The organism is Streptomyces sp. NPDC006872, from assembly GCF_040635845.1.
In the GTDB taxonomy this organism is placed as follows: domain Bacteria; phylum Actinomycetota; class Actinomycetes; order Streptomycetales; family Streptomycetaceae; genus Streptomyces.
On the sequence record NZ_JBEYIL010000016.1, the window covers coordinates 213,175 to 227,354 of the forward strand.

Annotated in this window: 14 protein-coding genes; 4 read left to right on the forward strand and 10 right to left on the reverse strand. The window is 69.8% G+C overall.

Translation table 11 applies throughout. From position 1 onward, the window contains the following. Positions 1-19 precede the first annotated feature (19 nt). From ABZ725_RS38125 to ABZ725_RS38170, 10 genes are all read right to left on the reverse strand, one after another. Positions 20-1,468, reverse strand: a complete 1,449-nt coding sequence (locus ABZ725_RS38125) for an amino acid permease (RefSeq protein ID WP_351911946.1) — start codon at positions 1,466-1,468, stop codon at positions 20-22. Beyond that, positions 1,465-2,142 (reverse strand): FadR/GntR family transcriptional regulator, encoded by a 678-nt coding sequence (locus ABZ725_RS38130; RefSeq protein WP_079664390.1) that lies wholly within the window; start codon positions 2,140-2,142, stop codon positions 1,465-1,467. The genes ABZ725_RS38125 and ABZ725_RS38130 overlap by 4 nt, the downstream gene beginning before the upstream one ends. Before the next feature lie 176 nt (positions 2,143-2,318). Then, positions 2,319-3,155 (reverse strand): undecaprenyl-diphosphate phosphatase, encoded by an 837-nt coding sequence (locus ABZ725_RS38135; RefSeq protein ID WP_358806982.1) that lies wholly within the window; start codon positions 3,153-3,155, stop codon positions 2,319-2,321. A gap of 82 nt (positions 3,156-3,237) precedes the next feature. After that, a complete protein-coding gene (crcB, locus tag ABZ725_RS38140) occupies positions 3,238-3,600 on the reverse strand; it encodes a fluoride efflux transporter CrcB (RefSeq protein WP_358806983.1) in 363 nt (120 codons plus the stop codon). Next, positions 3,597-3,977 carry a DUF190 domain-containing protein gene (locus ABZ725_RS38145; protein WP_358806984.1) on the reverse strand — a complete coding sequence of 127 codons (381 nt, stop codon included), beginning with the start codon at positions 3,975-3,977 and terminating at the stop codon, positions 3,597-3,599. The genes crcB (ABZ725_RS38140) and ABZ725_RS38145 overlap by 4 nt, the downstream gene beginning before the upstream one ends. After that, positions 3,974-4,429 (reverse strand): fluoride efflux transporter CrcB, encoded by a 456-nt coding sequence (crcB, locus tag ABZ725_RS38150; protein WP_358806985.1) that lies wholly within the window; start codon positions 4,427-4,429, stop codon positions 3,974-3,976. Before crcB (ABZ725_RS38150) ends, ABZ725_RS38145 begins: the two co-directional genes overlap by 4 nt. 76 nt (positions 4,430-4,505) lie before the next feature. Continuing rightward, positions 4,506-5,474 (reverse strand): SMP-30/gluconolactonase/LRE family protein, encoded by a 969-nt coding sequence (locus ABZ725_RS38155; RefSeq protein WP_358806986.1) that lies wholly within the window; start codon positions 5,472-5,474, stop codon positions 4,506-4,508. A gap of 136 nt (positions 5,475-5,610) precedes the next feature. Next, positions 5,611-5,898 (reverse strand): ArsR family transcriptional regulator, encoded by a 288-nt coding sequence (locus tag ABZ725_RS38160; protein WP_358806987.1) that lies wholly within the window; start codon positions 5,896-5,898, stop codon positions 5,611-5,613. Positions 5,899-6,100: 202 nt separating this feature from the next. Further along, a complete protein-coding gene (locus ABZ725_RS38165; protein WP_358806988.1) occupies positions 6,101-7,669 on the reverse strand; it encodes an arabinogalactan endo-1,4-beta-galactosidase in 1,569 nt (522 codons plus the stop codon). Between the two features lie 118 nt (positions 7,670-7,787). Continuing rightward, positions 7,788-9,809 (reverse strand): beta-galactosidase, encoded by a 2,022-nt coding sequence (locus ABZ725_RS38170; RefSeq protein ID WP_358806989.1) that lies wholly within the window; start codon positions 9,807-9,809, stop codon positions 7,788-7,790. A gap of 161 nt (positions 9,810-9,970) precedes the next feature. Here ABZ725_RS38170 and ABZ725_RS38175 point away from each other — a divergent pair, with 161 nt between their 5' ends. From ABZ725_RS38175 to ABZ725_RS38190, 4 genes are read left to right on the forward strand one after another with little or no spacing between them, the layout of a single operon-like run. Beyond that, positions 9,971-11,299, forward strand: a complete 1,329-nt coding sequence (locus ABZ725_RS38175; RefSeq protein WP_358806990.1) for an extracellular solute-binding protein — start codon at positions 9,971-9,973, stop codon at positions 11,297-11,299. Next, positions 11,296-12,219 carry a sugar ABC transporter permease gene (locus tag ABZ725_RS38180; RefSeq protein ID WP_358806991.1) on the forward strand — a complete coding sequence of 308 codons (924 nt, stop codon included), beginning with the start codon at positions 11,296-11,298 and terminating at the stop codon, positions 12,217-12,219. The genes ABZ725_RS38175 and ABZ725_RS38180 overlap by 4 nt, the downstream gene beginning before the upstream one ends. Continuing rightward, the gene (locus ABZ725_RS38185) at positions 12,216-13,121 is read left to right on the forward strand and encodes a carbohydrate ABC transporter permease (RefSeq protein WP_351911925.1); all 906 of its coding nucleotides are present in this window, start codon (positions 12,216-12,218) and stop codon (positions 13,119-13,121) included. The genes ABZ725_RS38180 and ABZ725_RS38185 overlap by 4 nt, the downstream gene beginning before the upstream one ends. Then, the gene (locus ABZ725_RS38190) at positions 13,118-14,152 is read left to right on the forward strand and encodes a LacI family DNA-binding transcriptional regulator (RefSeq protein WP_358806992.1); all 1,035 of its coding nucleotides are present in this window, start codon (positions 13,118-13,120) and stop codon (positions 14,150-14,152) included. The genes ABZ725_RS38185 and ABZ725_RS38190 overlap by 4 nt, the downstream gene beginning before the upstream one ends. The last annotated feature ends 28 nt before the right edge of the window (positions 14,153-14,180 follow it).

Sequence of the window (14,180 nt, forward strand, 5' to 3'; positions counted from 1 at the left end):
TCGTGGGGCGGCGCCGGGGTCATGCGCCGGCCTTGTCGGCCTTGGCCGCGGTGCGCGCGAGGTTGCGGCGGATGGCGTACCAGCCGGCCACGAGCGCTGCGACGATCAGCGGCAGGCACAGCACGGTGGTGCGTCCGGCGCCGCCGTCGGCGTACATGAGGACCAGGACCGAGGCGAGGAAGAACAGCGTCACGAGTTCGGTCCAGGGGGAGCCCGGGAGCCGGTAGCTCGGGCGGGTCAGCTCGCCCTTCTGGGTCTTCTGCCAGAAGAGGAGGTGACAGATCATGATCATGCCCCAGGTGGAGAGGATGCCGATCGCCGCGAAGTTCAGGACGATCTCGAAGGCGTCCGCCGGGACCACGAAGTTCAGACCGACGCCCAGGACACAGATACCGCTGGTGAGCAGAATGCCGCCGTACGGGACCTGGCTGCGGCTCATCACGCCGGTGAACTTCGGCGCGGAGCCGGACATCGCCATGGAGCGCAGGATGCGGCCGGTGGAGTACAGGCCGGAGTTGAGCGAGGACATGGCCGCGGTGAGGACGACGAGGTTCATCACGCCGCCGGCCGCCGGGATGCCGATGTTGGACAGGACCGTCACGAAGGGGCTCTCGCCGGACGTGTACTTGTTCCACGGCAGCAGCATCGACAGCAGGACGACCGAGCCGACGTAGAACAGGCCCACCCGCCACATGATCGAGTTGATCGCCTTGGGCATGATCTTCTCGGGGTTCTCGGTCTCGCCCGCGGCGACGCCGACCAGTTCGACCGACGCGTAGGCGAAGACGACGCCCTGGATGATCAGCAGCATGGGCAGCAGGCCGTTGGGGAAGACGCCGCCGTTGTCGGTGATCAGGGAGGGGCCGGGCGTGCTGCCGTCGACGGGGTGCTGGGTGACCAGCAGGAAGATGCCGATGAGCATGAAGACGACGAGGGCGCTGACCTTGATGATCGCGAACCAGAACTCCAGTTCGCCGAACAGCTTCACCGAGATCAGGTTCACGGTGAGGACCACGGCCAGGGCGATCAGGGCGATCACCCACTGCGGGATGTCGGAGAACATGCCCCAGTAGTGGGTGTAGACGGCCACCGCGGTGATGTCGGCGATGCCGGTGGTGGCCCAGTTCAGGAAGTACATCCAGCCCGCGACGTACGCGCCCTTCTCGCCGAGGAACTCGCGGGCGTACGACACGAAGGCGCCGGACGAGGGCCGGTACAGGACGAGCTCGCCCAGGGCGCGCACGACCAGGAACGCGAAGAGGCCGCAGACGGCGTACGCGACGAACAGGGACGGGCCGGCGTCGGCGAGACGGCCGCCCGCGCCGAGGAAGAGGCCGGTGCCGATGGCTCCGCCGATGGCGATCATGTTGACGTGCCGGGACTTCAGCGACTTGCTGTAGCCCTCGTCTCCGGCGTCGACGTGACGGGGGGAGGTCTGCGTCTCGTCTTTGAGGTGCTGGTCGCTCACGCCGCGGGTCCGCCTTCCAGGTGAGGGTTGGTGCGCGGGGCACGCACGATGTCGGTGAGGGTCGTCTCGACGCGGTCGAGGTGATGGCTCATGGCCTCCACCGCGTCGGGTTCGGAACCGTCGATCAGGGCCTCGACGATCGCCCGGTGCTCGCGGTTGGACTGCTCGCGCCGGCCGCCCAGTTCGTTGAGGAAGGCCGACTGACGCGCCAGCGCGTCCCGGATCTCCTCGATGACCCGGCGGAAGACCGGGTTCTGGGCGGCTTCGGCGACGGCCAGGTGGAAGAGGGTGTCCATCGCGACCCAGGCGGTGGTGTCCGTCTCCCGTTCCATGCGGTCGAGCAGATGGGCGAGGTGGTCCAGGTTCTCCGGGGTGCGGCGCAGGGCCGCGTACCCGGCGACCGGGATCTCGACGTGCCGGCGGACCTCGAGCAGGTCGCTGGCCGCGTAGTCGCCGAAGGTGGGGTCCTCGACGGTGTTCGCGATCACGAAGGTGCCCTTGCCGGTCTTGGCGACCGTCAGGCCCATGGTCTGCAGGGCGCGCAGGGCCTCGCGCAGCACGGGCCGGGACACCTCGAGGGTGCGGCAGAGCTCGGCCTCGGAAGGGAGCTTGTCGCCGATGGCGTACTCGCCGCGCTCGATGGCGCCACGGAGGTGGGTGAGTACCGCTTCCATCGCGCTGACGCGCCGCGGTACCCCGCCACCTGTCTGGCTGTCTGACAGGTTCACGGGAGTGATACTCCGGTGGCCGAAGGTCGCTGTCAAGACGCCCGAAAACAAAAATTCAGGGGGCGGGCGGCCTGAATGGCAACTTCCCGCCCCCTGCGGGGACTTCGCTCGTCGTCCGTCGGTCAGCTGTCCAGGACCCCGGTGGCCAGCAGTCCGAACAGTGTCAGGCCGATGACGATCCGGTAGATCACGAACGCGTTGAACGAGTGCTTGGCGACGAATTTCAGCAGCCAGGCGATGGAGGCGTAGGCGACCACGAAGGACACGGCCGTGCCGACGACCAGGGGCGCCGCGCCCGCGCCGGTGCCGAGCGCGTCCTTCAGCTCGTAGATCCCGGCGCCGGTCAGGGCGGGGATGCCGAGGAAGAACGACAGTCGGGTGGCGGCGACCCGGTCCAGGTCGAGCATGAGCGCGGTGGACATGGTGGCGCCCGAACGGGAGAAGCCGGGGAAGAGCAGCGCGAGGATCTGGGAGCTGCCGACCAGCATCGCGTCCTTGAACGAGGTGTCGTCCTCGCCGCGCTTGTGCCGGCCCATCTGGTCGGCCGCCCACATCACGCCGCTGCCGGCGATCAGCGAGCCGGCGACCACCCACAGCGAGGCCAGCGGCCCTTCGATGAGCGGCTTGGCGGCGAGCCCCACGACGACGATGGGGATCGTCGCGTAGATCACCCACCAGGCGAACTTGTAGTCGTGGTGGTGACGCTCCTCGCGGCTCCTGAGACCCCGGAACCAGGCGGACACGATCCGCACGATGTCCTTGCGGAAGTACACGAGCACGGCGGCGATCGCCCCGACCTGGATGACGGCGGAGAACCCGACGACGGCGTCGTCGTCGACCGGGATGCTCATCAGGCCTTCGGCGATCTTCAGATGGCCGGTGGAGGAGACGGGGAGGAACTCGGTCACTCCCTCGACGGCTCCGAGGACGACGGCTTGGCCGACGGAGATGGCGCTCATGGAATCCAGTTCTGAGGAGGTCGGTGGTCGGTGGTCGACAGTGCGGGGGCCAGTCCTACCAGGCGCGGGTGCGACCGGCCGGCTACGGCCACACCGCCTGGCCTATCGCCACCCCGGCGAACGCGGCCCCGAGGCCCGCCACCACACTCCCCATGACATTGGCGACGGCATACAGCCCCGCGCCCGTCTCGGTCAGCCGCAGGGTCTCGTACCCGAAGGTCGAGTACGTCGTCAGCGCTCCACAGAACCCCGTGCCCAGGAAAAGTCGCAGGTCAGGCCCGGCGGCAGCGCCGGTCAGCGTGCCGAGGACGAGACAGCCGACGATGTTGACGACGAAGGTGCCCCAGGGGAAGACCGAGTCGTGCCGGAACTGCACCGCCCGGTCGGTCAGATAGCGCAGCGGGGCGCCGATCATGCCGCCGGCGACGACCACCAGCCAGTTCACAACGAGTTCTTACCCTTCGTGTCCGAATCGCCCTGGTTCTCTCCGCGGCCGACATACCTGATCACCTCGCACGGGTCGAGGGTCACCATCCCCTCCGTGACCAGCTCGTCGAGCTCGGGCAGAAAGGCCCGCACCCGCTCCTCGGTGTCCACGACGACGACGGCCACCGGCAGGTCCTCGCTGAGCGAGAGCAGCCGGGAGGTGTGCACGATCGAGGACGCGCCGAAGCCCTCGATGCCGCGGAAGACGCTGGCGCCGGCCAGACCGGCCGCGTGCGCGCGGTGCACGATCTCCGCGTAGAGCGGCTTGCGGCGCCAGGTGTCGCTCTCGCCGACGAACACGGTCAGCCGCAGGGCGCTGCCGGTCAGCCTGGTCATGACTGCCTCCACCGCAGAACACGGCGGGTCGCGGTGGCCGCGAGCCACACCGCCGAGAGCGCCGCGAGCAGGGTCGCGGCGAGGTAGGCCAGCGCCGTGCCGGGACGACCCTGGTCGAAGAGCCGCTGGATGTCGACGGCGTACGTCGAGAAGGTGGTGAAGCCGCCGAGCACGCCGGTGCCGAAGAACGGCCGCACCAGCGGGTGGGCCGTCACGGCCTCGGTGATCAGCACCAGGAACACGCCGATCACCGCGCAGCCGACGATGTTCACCCAGAAGGTCGTCCAGGGGAATCCGCCGGCCTCGGTGGGCCACCACAGCGCGGCCGCGTACCGGGCGACGGCGCCGAGGCCGCCGCCCACGGCCACGACGGCGACCACCGGGAGCCGGCCCGTCCCGGTGGTCCTCCGTGGAGCGCTGCTGCGAAGGCTCTCGGCCTCCGGGGCTGTCATGTCGTACGTCTCCTGCCCGGTCCGGGACTGCCCCCTGGCCGGGGTGATCACGGAAGGGCACCAGGGTAGCGCCGTCTCACTTGGTCACGGGCGCCTCACAGACCGCGATGCCCCGCTCCCAGAGGCTGCCCAGGACCAACCGGCCGCCGGTCTCGCAGACGCTGGTGACCATGCGGAAGCCGGAGCGGCGGCGGGTGAGGTGGTGCAGGATCCGGCCGTCGTCGTCGATCGCCAGCACACCGGCGCCGCCCGAGGGCCGGTAGGGCGTGCTCGCGGCGAGCCGGGCGGCGCGGCGGCGGACAGCGGGGGCGGCGCGGTGCAGGAGGTCGAGCGGCGGGACGGGCGGGCCGGCCAGCGCGACCCAGACGGGGCCGTCGGGCGCGCCGCGCCACAGGTTGTCGGGGAAGCCCGGCAGGTCCTCGACGAGGGGCTCGGCCTGTCCGGCCCGGGGACCGGTGAGCTGATAGCGGGTGAGGCGGCGGGCGCCGGTCTCGGCGACGATGAGGAAGGAGTCGTCGGCGCTGCGGGCGAGGCCGTTGGCGAACTGGAGTCCCTCCAGGGCGACTTCGGCCTCGCGGGCGCCCGGGGCGAGTCGCAACAGGCGTCCGGTGCCGGTGTGTTCGACGATCTCGCCCATCCAGTCCGCCAAGGGGTGGACCCGGCTGGAGACGGTGAAGTAGACGGTGCCGTCGGGCAGGGCGACGACGTTGCTGCAGAAGCGCAGCCGCTCCCCCGCCGCCGACTCGGTCAGCACCCGGACGTTGCCGGTGCCGCCGTCGGGGTCGACGCGCAGCAGCGCGCCGTCGGCGCAGCACACCAACAGGTCGCCGTCCGGAAGGAGTTCGAGGCCGAGCGGACGGCCGCCGATCTCACCGACGTGCTCGACGCGGGCCGTGGGCGGGTCGTCCAGACCGTCGACGCGCAGGATCCGCCCGTCCGACACCCCGGTCAGCACACGCCCTCTCGGATCGGCGACGACGTCCTCCGGGCCGCGCCCGGGGAGAGTGAGGTACCGGAGGGGGACGAGTGGCGTCCGACGGTCCATAGGGGGTCCGCCCTTCCTTCAGGAGGCGGCCATCCTCGCAGGCGGGCATGTCACCGACAGGTCGTCGCCATGGTCCTTTGCCGGGCCTTTCCGGAAAGCGATCCCGCTGTCCTCTACGGCCCCTTCCCGACGTTCTCTACCACCCCTTCTCGAACATGCGCGCCACTTGGGCGATGCGCATCTCGTCGCGTCGGTAGTACGTACGGCGCCTGAGCCGCTTGGCGCGCAGCAGGCCGATGCCCGCGAGCAGGGCGAGGTGGGTGTCGGCCACCTGGCGGGGCACACCCAGTTTCGCCGCGACGAGGTCCGCGGTGACGCCGTCCTCGACGAGGTCGCCGTGCCGTTGTGGCGGGAAGTGCCGGGCCGGGTCCTTCAGCCACTCCAGGATGTCCCGTCGCCTCTCACTTACGGGAGTCCTCAGCATCGTCGTCCCCCTCCGTCCGGGCCTCCTCGTACCGCGTCTTCCCACTCTTCCGCAGTCGGGGCCGCCGTGTCCCGTACTCCGCGAGCCTTGGCTGGGATCGAACAGCCTTGCCTCACAAGGGTGTTCGGAACATCGCCGGGAAACGGGCAGGGGCCCGGGCCGCGCGGTGCGGCCGGGCCCCTGCTGCACGGGCTTGTGGGGATCAGCGGTGGCTGAACCACGACATGGAGGACAGGGCCTTGTCGTCGTAGCCGAACAGGGCCTGGTTCTCCCAGCCGTTGCCGGAGGCGGCGTCGGCCGGGTCCCAGCCGTTGCCGGTGACGGCCGTCCAGGTCGCCTCCCAGTAGAAGACGCCGAGGCCGCGGCCGTTCGGGACGGCCTCCACGATGTTCGCGACGGCGTTCATCCACGCCAGCTGGCCGGCCGGGGTCGCCGGGTAGCCGGTGACCAGTTCGGAGGACAGGTCGATCTGGTTGGTGAGCGAGTCGTCGCTGTCGAGCCGGAAGGGGTAGGCCGTCTCGGCGAGGAACACCGGCTTGGCGTAGCGGGACGCGGCGTCGTCCAGGGTGGTCTGGAAGTCGGCGAGCGTGCCGTGCCAGTACCCGTAGTACGACAGACCGATGGCGTCGAACTTCACGCCGTTGGAGACGGCGCTGTCGAACCACCAGCGGGTGCCGCTCAGGTCACCGCCCTTGGCGAGGTGAAGGGCGACGGCAGTGGACGAGTTGACGGCCTTGACGGCGTCGTAGCCGGAGTTGAGCAGACCGGCCAGCTGACCCCAGTTGTCGGTGGACCCCTCGGACCACATCATGCCGCCGTTGATCTCGTTGCCCACCTGGACCATGTCGGCGGTGGTGCCCTGCGCCTTCAGCGCGTTCAGCACGTCGTAGGTGTGGTTGTACACGTCCGTCTTGAGCTGGCTGTACGAGTGGCCGGACCACGCGGCGGGCTTGGTCTGGGTGCCCGGGTCGGCCCAGGTGTCCGAGTAGTGGAAGTCGACCAGGAGCTTCATGCCGGCGGCCTTGACGCGCTTGGCGACGGCGAGGACGCGCGTCTTGTTGTTGTAGCCGTCGGCCGGGTCGACCCAGACCTTCAGGCGCGCGTAGTTCATGCCGGCGTTCTTCAGGATGGTGACCGCGTCGCCGGCCGTGCCCGAACTCGTCCTGTAGACACCGCCCTTGGCCTCGCTCTTGGCGAGGGAGGAGATGTCGGAGCCCTTGATCGACAGTCCGGTCGTGCCGGAGGTGAAGGTCAGGTCGTCGACGTTGATCCAGTTGCCGGCGTTGGCGTCGCTGTTGATGCTGACGGTGCACTGGTTGTTGGTCACGTTGATCGGCGTGACGATGTGGATCCACCCGCTCGAAGAGACGGGGAGATCGGTGCGCTGTTCCGAACTGCCGCAGTTCTTCAGGGCTATGTAGGCGGAGTTCTGGCCGCCGCCGGAGCGGACCCAGGCGGAGAGCTTGTAGGCGCCGTTGGTCAGCCCCGACAGGTACTGGTAGGTCTCCACCTTGTAGGCGGTGGACGCCCAGTGGGTCAGCCGGTAGCCGCCGCTGTGTCCGCCGGCCTCGGCGAAGGAGGCGGAGTTCTGGCCGGCCGCCGAGTACGTGGACCAGCCGGTCGGCGTCGCGGTGCCGGCGCCGTCCGTCTCGAAGCCGGCGTTGGTGAGGGTGGAGGCCGCCTGGGCGGTCTGCGCAGGCAGGGCGATGAAGGAGAGTCCCGCGGCGAGCGGCAGCAGCAGGGCTCTCAAGGTGCGTCTGGGATGGAACATCGTCGTCCGTCGTCCCTTCGACGTGATGGGGATGGGGTTCCCTCGGTGGTGCCGGTGGTGCGGTGAGGGACCCCCTCCGCCCGCGGCTCGCGGCTCCACGGGCGAAGGGGGAGTCGGCTCAGCCGTCGAGTCGTACGACCCGGACGGCTCCCGCCGGGACCGCGAGGCGGCCGGCGGCGCGTTCGCCCGTCAGCAGTTCGGTGCCGGTGGTGTCCAGCGGCACCTTGGCGTCGGTGGCGGTGTGGTTGACGGCGAAGAGGTAGCTGCCCGTCTCTCCGGAGCGGCGCACGACCTCGACGTCGTGGGGCAGATCGGCGCGCGGGGCGATGCTCGCGTCCTCGGCTGCGCAGCCGAGCAGCGCGTCCAGGCCGTCGGGGCCGAGGCGGGTGGAGACGTACCAGGCGGTGCCCTCGCCGAGGCGGTGCCGGGTGACGGCGGGGTGGCCCGCGGTGAGGCCGTCGGCGTAGGTCCAGACGGTCTCGGCGCCGCGCGGGACGACGAACTCGGTCCATACGTCGCCGGCCAGCTCGGAGCCGTCCGGGCCGGTGAGCCGGATGTTCTCGCCCTGCAGCAGCGGTGAGAACTCCTCGACGGTGAGGCCCAGGACGTCCCGGAGCGCGCCCGGGTAGGCGCCCTCGTGGACGGCGTCGTGCTCGTCGACGATGCCGGAGAAGTACGACACGACGAGGGTGCCGCCGTTCTCGACGTACTCCTTGAGGTTGTGCCCGGCCGCCTCCGTCATCAGGTAGAGGGCGGGCACCACGACCAGCGGGTACGTCGAGAGGTCGGACTCGGGGTGGGCGAAGTCGACGGTGAGGTGGCGGTCGTAGAGGGCCTCGTAGAAGGCGTCGGCGCGCTCGCGCGGGTCGGCGTCCTCGCTGGGGCGCCAGGCGAGGTTCTGCGCCCACCAGGAGTGCCAGTCCCAGAGCACCGCCGCATCGGCCTCGGTGCGGGTGCCGCGGATCGGGGCGAGGGAGTCGAGCGAGGCGCCGAGCTCGACGACCTCGCGCCACACGCGGGTGTCGGTGCCGCCGTGCGGGACCATCGCCGAGTGGAACTTCTCGGCGCCGCGCCGGGACTGCCGCCACTGGAAGAACATGGCGCCCTCCGAGCCGCGGGCCACGTGCGCCAGGGAGTTGCGGGCCATCTGGCCGGGGGCCTTGGCCGGGTTGCGCGGCTGCCAGTTGATGCCCGAGGTGGAGTGCTCCAGCAGGATCCAGGGGGCGCCGGCGCCGACGGAGCGGGTGAGGTCGGCGGCCATCGCGAGGTTGACGTGGGTGCGCCGGCCGTCGGTGATCAGGTAGTGGTCGTTGGTGACGATGTCGACCTCGCGGCCCCAGGCCCAGTAGTCGACCGAGTCGCACTGGCTGAGGGCGGTCATGAAGTTGGTCGTCACCGGGAGGCCGGGCGCGAGGCGGTGCAGGATGTCCCGCTCCGCCACGAAGTTCTCGCGCATGGTGGCGTCGGCGAACCGCTTGTAGTCGAGGGCCTGGCCCGGGTTGCCGACGGTCGGGGTGGCGCGCGGCGGGTTGACGTCCTCGAAGCTCGCGTACCGCTGGCCCCAGAAGGCGGTGCCCCAGGCCGCGTTGACCGCGTCGATCGTGCCGTACGTCGTCTCCAGCCAGCGGCGGAAGTGGGCGGCGCAGGAGTCGCAGTAGCAGGCCGAGACGGGGACGCCGTACTCGTTGTGCACGTGCCACATCGCCAGCGCCGGGTGGTCGCCGTAGCGCTGCGCGAGCTGGGTGGTGATGTTCGCCGCGGCGGCGCGGTAGTCCGCGTTGCTGTGGCAGATCGCGGCGCGGGAGCCGAACTCGTAGCGCACGCCCTCGGGAGTCACCGGAAGCGCCTCGGGGTGGCGTCGGTAGAACCAGACCGGCGGGGCCACGGTGGGCGTGCCCAGGTCGACGCGGATGCCGTTCTCGTGCAGCAGTCCGATGATGCGGTCGAGCCAGCCGAAGTCGTACTCCCCGGGAGCGGGCTCCAGCAGGGCCCAGGAGAAGATCCCGACGCTCACCATGGTGACGCCGGCCTCGCGCATCAGCCGGACGTCGTCCTGCCAGACGCTTTCCGGCCATTGCTCGGGGTTGTAGTCCCCACCGAAGGCGAGCCCGGTGAGGCCCCTGGGGTTGGTCGCCGGCATGGATTTCTCCCGTTTAATCGATCATTTGGGAACGTGCACACACAGCTGCGGGCGGTGCGGGCCCAACATAACCGCACAGCAACAACCATTGACAAGTGTCCGGGATGTTTCTCTACTGTGAACGCTCACAGACACCAGGACCCAGGTCAGGGGAGAGATCCATGCCCAACACGAAGCGCCGCCGGCTCCGCAGATTCGCGGCATCCGCCATCGCCGTCACGCTCGGCGCCACCGCCCTCGCAGCCTGCGGCTCGTCCGACGACGACGGCGGCGCCGAGTCCGGTCCGGTCTCGCTCACGTACTGGACGTGGACGCCCGGCATGGACAAGGTCGTGGACCTGTGGAACAAGGGCCAGGGCAAGAAGGACCAGATCACGGTCACCGTGAAGAAGCAGGCGTCCGGCGACACGCTGGTCACCAAGATCCTCACCGCGCACACCGCCGGCAAGGCCCCGGACCTGGTCCAGGCCGAGTACCAGGCGCTGCCGACGCTGGTCAGCAATGACGCGCTGGCGGACATAGCGAAGAACGTCGGCGACGCCAAGGCCAAGTTCGCCGACGGCGTCTGGCAGCAGACCACGCTGGGCACGGACGCCGTCTACGCGGTGCCGCAGGACATCGGCCCGATGATGTTCTACTACCGCGCCGACCTCTTCAAGCAGTACGGCCTGACGGTCCCCACCACCTGGGAGCAGTTCGCCGAGACCGCCCGCGCGCTGAAGAAGAAGGCCCCGGACACCGACCTCACCACGTTCTCCGCCAACGACTCCGGTCTCTTCGCGGGCCTCGCCCAGCAGGCCGGCGCCAAGTGGTGGACCACCTCCGGCGACAAGTGGAAGGTCGGCATCGACGACGCGGCCACCAAGAAGGTCGCCGACTTCTGGGGCGGCCTCGTCAAGGAGGGCGCCATCGACAACCAGCCGATGTACACCCCGGCCTGGAACAAGGCGCTCAACACCGGCAAGCAGATCGCCTGGGTCTCCGCCGTCTGGGCCCCGGGCACCCTGACCACCGCCGCGCCCGACACCAAGGGCAAGTGGGCCATGGCCCCGCTCCCCCAGTGGTCGAACAGCGAGAACGTCACCGGCAGTTGGGGCGGATCCTCCACGGCCGTGACGACGGACTCCAAGCACAAGGAGGCCGCCGCGAAGTTCGCCGCCTGGCTGAACACCGACGGCGACGCGCTCACCGCGCTGGCCAAGGAGGGCGGCATCTACCCGGCGTCCACCTCCGCCCAGCTCAGCGGCGCCTTCACCACCCCGCCGGACTACTTCTCGACGCAGGCGGACTTCTACACCCTGGCCGCCAAGATCGCGAAGACCACGGCGCCCTCGGCCTGGGGCCCGAACGTGAACGTCGCCTACACGACCTTCAAGGACGCGTTCGGCGCCGCCGCCAAGGACAAGTCGGACTTCTCCGCCGCCCTGGCCAAGATGCAGTCGGCCACCGTCGCCGACATGAAGAAGCAGGGCTTCGAGGTCTCCGAGTGACCACCGCACGCCGGAAGTCGTACGGGGTCAAGGGGGCCCCGTACGCCTTCCTCATCCCCGCGACGATACTCTTCGCCCTGTTCTTCGCGCTGCCCATCGGGTACGCGGTCTGGCTCAGCTTCCACAAGGTGAAGGTCTCCGGACTCGGCCTGGGCGCCGGAGCCCGCAGCGAGGTCTGGGCCGGCGTCGAGAACTACACCGACGCCCTCACCGACAGCGAGCTGGTCGACGGCGCGCTGCGCGTCCTCGGGTACGGCTGCATCGTCGTCCCGCTGATGCTGGGCCTGGCGCTGCTGTTCGCGCTGATGCTCGACTCCGAGAAGGTGCGGCTCGCCCCGTTCACCCGGCTCGCGATCTTCCTGCCGTACGCCATCCCCGGCGTGGTGGCGGCGCTGCTGTGGGGCTTCCTGTATCTGCCGGACGTCAGCCCCTTCTACTTCGTGCTGGAGAAGCTGGGCCTGCCGCAGCCGGACCTGCTGGACGGCGGTCCCCTCTATCTCGCCCTCTCCAACATCGCGATCTGGGGCGGCACCGGCTTCAACATGATCGTCATCTACACCTCGTTGCAGGCCATCCCGGCCGAGGTGTACGAGGCGGCGAAGCTGGACGGCGCCACCCCGCTGCAGATCGCGCTGAGGATCAAGATCCCGATGGTGGCGCCCTCGCTGGTGCTGACCTTCTTCTTCTCGATCATCGCCACGCTCCAGGTGTTCAACGAGCCGACCACCCTGAAGCCGCTCACCAACTCCGTGTCCACCACCTGGAGTCCGCTGATGAAGGTGTACCGGGACGCGTTCGGCACCGGTGACATCTACCAGGCGGCCGCCGAGGCCGTGATCATCGCGCTCGCCACGCTGGTGCTGTCGTTCGGCTTCCTGCGGGCCGCGAACCGTCGTAACAAGCAGGAGGCAGCGCAATGAGTTCTCTTGCCGTACAGAAGGCGCCGTCGGCGGCCGGCACCTCGGGCGCGGCCCGTAGCCGCCCGCCGCTGCGCAGCAGGATCTCGCTGGTCCCCACGATCACGCTGCTGCTGGGGGCCCTCTACTGTCTCCTCCCGGTGGCGTGGGTGGTGATCGCGTCCACCAAGTCCGGGCGTGAGCTGTTCTCGACGTTCACGTTCCTGCCCGGCACGGGCTTCGCCGACAACCTCAAGGATCTCAACGCCTACCGCGACGGCGTGTACTGGACGTGGATGGGCAACTCCGCCCTCTACGCCGGTCTCGGGGCGCTGCTGTCGACGTGCGTGTCCGCGGTCAGCGGGTACGCGCTGGCGATCTACCGCTTCCGCGGCCGCGAGACGATGTTCAACATCCTGCTCGCGGGCGTACTGATGCCGCCGATCATCCTCGCCGTCCCGCAGTACCTGCTGATGGCGAACGCCGACCTCACGGACTCCTACTGGTCCGTGCTGCTGCCGCAGATCCTCTCCCCGTACGGCGTCTACCTCGCGCGCATCTACGCGGCCGCGGCCGTGCCCGCCGACGTGGTGGAGGCCGGCCGGATGGACGGGGCGAGCGAGTGGCGGATCTTCACCCGGATCGCGCTGCCGATGATGATCCCCGGGCTGGTCACGGTGTTCCTGTTCCAGTTCGTGGCGGTCTGGAACAACTTCCTGCTGCCGTACATCATGCTCAGCGACGACGAGAAGTTCCCGATCACCCTGGGTCTGTTCACCTTGCTGGAGCAGGGCTCCAACCAGCCGGCCCTGTACACGCTGGTGATCACCGGCGCGTTCCTCGCGGTGATCCCGCTCGTGGCGCTGTTCCTGGTCGTTCAGCGGTTCTGGAGCCTGGACCTGCTGTCCGGAGCCGTAAAGTCATGACCATGAACAATGGTGCGGGTGGCCGACGCAAACCACCGACCATCCACGACGTGGCGCGGGAGGCGGGAGTCTCACGGGGCACCGTCTCGCGCGTGCTCAACGGGGGGCACTACGTCAGCCCGGCCGCGGCGGAGGCGGTCAACGCCGCCATCCGCAGGACGGGTTACGTCGTCAACCGGCACGCCCGCTCGCTGATCACCGGCCGTTCCGACTCGGTGGGCTTCCTGCTCACGGAGCCTCAGGAGCGGTTCTTCGAGGACCCCAACTTCAACGTCCTGCTGCGCGGTTGCACCCAGGCGCTGGCCGCGCACGACATCCCGCTGCTGCTGATGCTGGCCGGCACGGAGGACGAGCGGCGCCGCATCACGCGGTACATCACCGCGGGGCACGTGGACGGGGTGCTGCTGGTCTCCAGTCACTCCGGGGACCCGGTCGCGCAGGAGCTGTGCGAGGCGGGCGTCCCGCTCGTCGCGTGCGGCAAGCCGATCGGCCTCGGCTCCAAGGTGAGCTATGTGGCGGCGGCCGACCGCGACGGCGCCCGGGACATGGTCCGCCATCTCCTGTCGCTGGGCCGCCGCCGTATCGGCATGGTCACCGGCCCGCTCGACACCCCGGGCGGTGTGGAGCGTCTGGCGGGCTACCGCGAGATCCTCACCGAGGCGGGCATCGAGTACGACGAGCGCCTCGTCGTCTCCGGCGACTACAGCCGGGCCAGCGGCGAGGCGGGCGCGGAGCGGCTGCTGGACCGGCGCCCGGACCTGGACGCCGTGTTCGTCGCGTCCGACCTGATGGCACAGGGTGTGCTGACCGCACTGGAGCGAGCGGGGCGAAGCGTCCCCCAGGACGTGTCCGTCGGCGGCTTCGACGACTCCTCGGCCGCCCTGGCCGCCCGCCCCCAGCTGACGACCATCCGGCAGCCGTACGACCGGATCAGCGCCGAGATGGTCCGGGTGCTGCTCGCGCAGATCGGCGGCGAGGATCCGGCGGCGGTGATCCTGCCCACGGAACTGGTGGAGCGGCAGTCGACGTAGAGGGGAGCGGGGACGGTGGTCCTGGTCC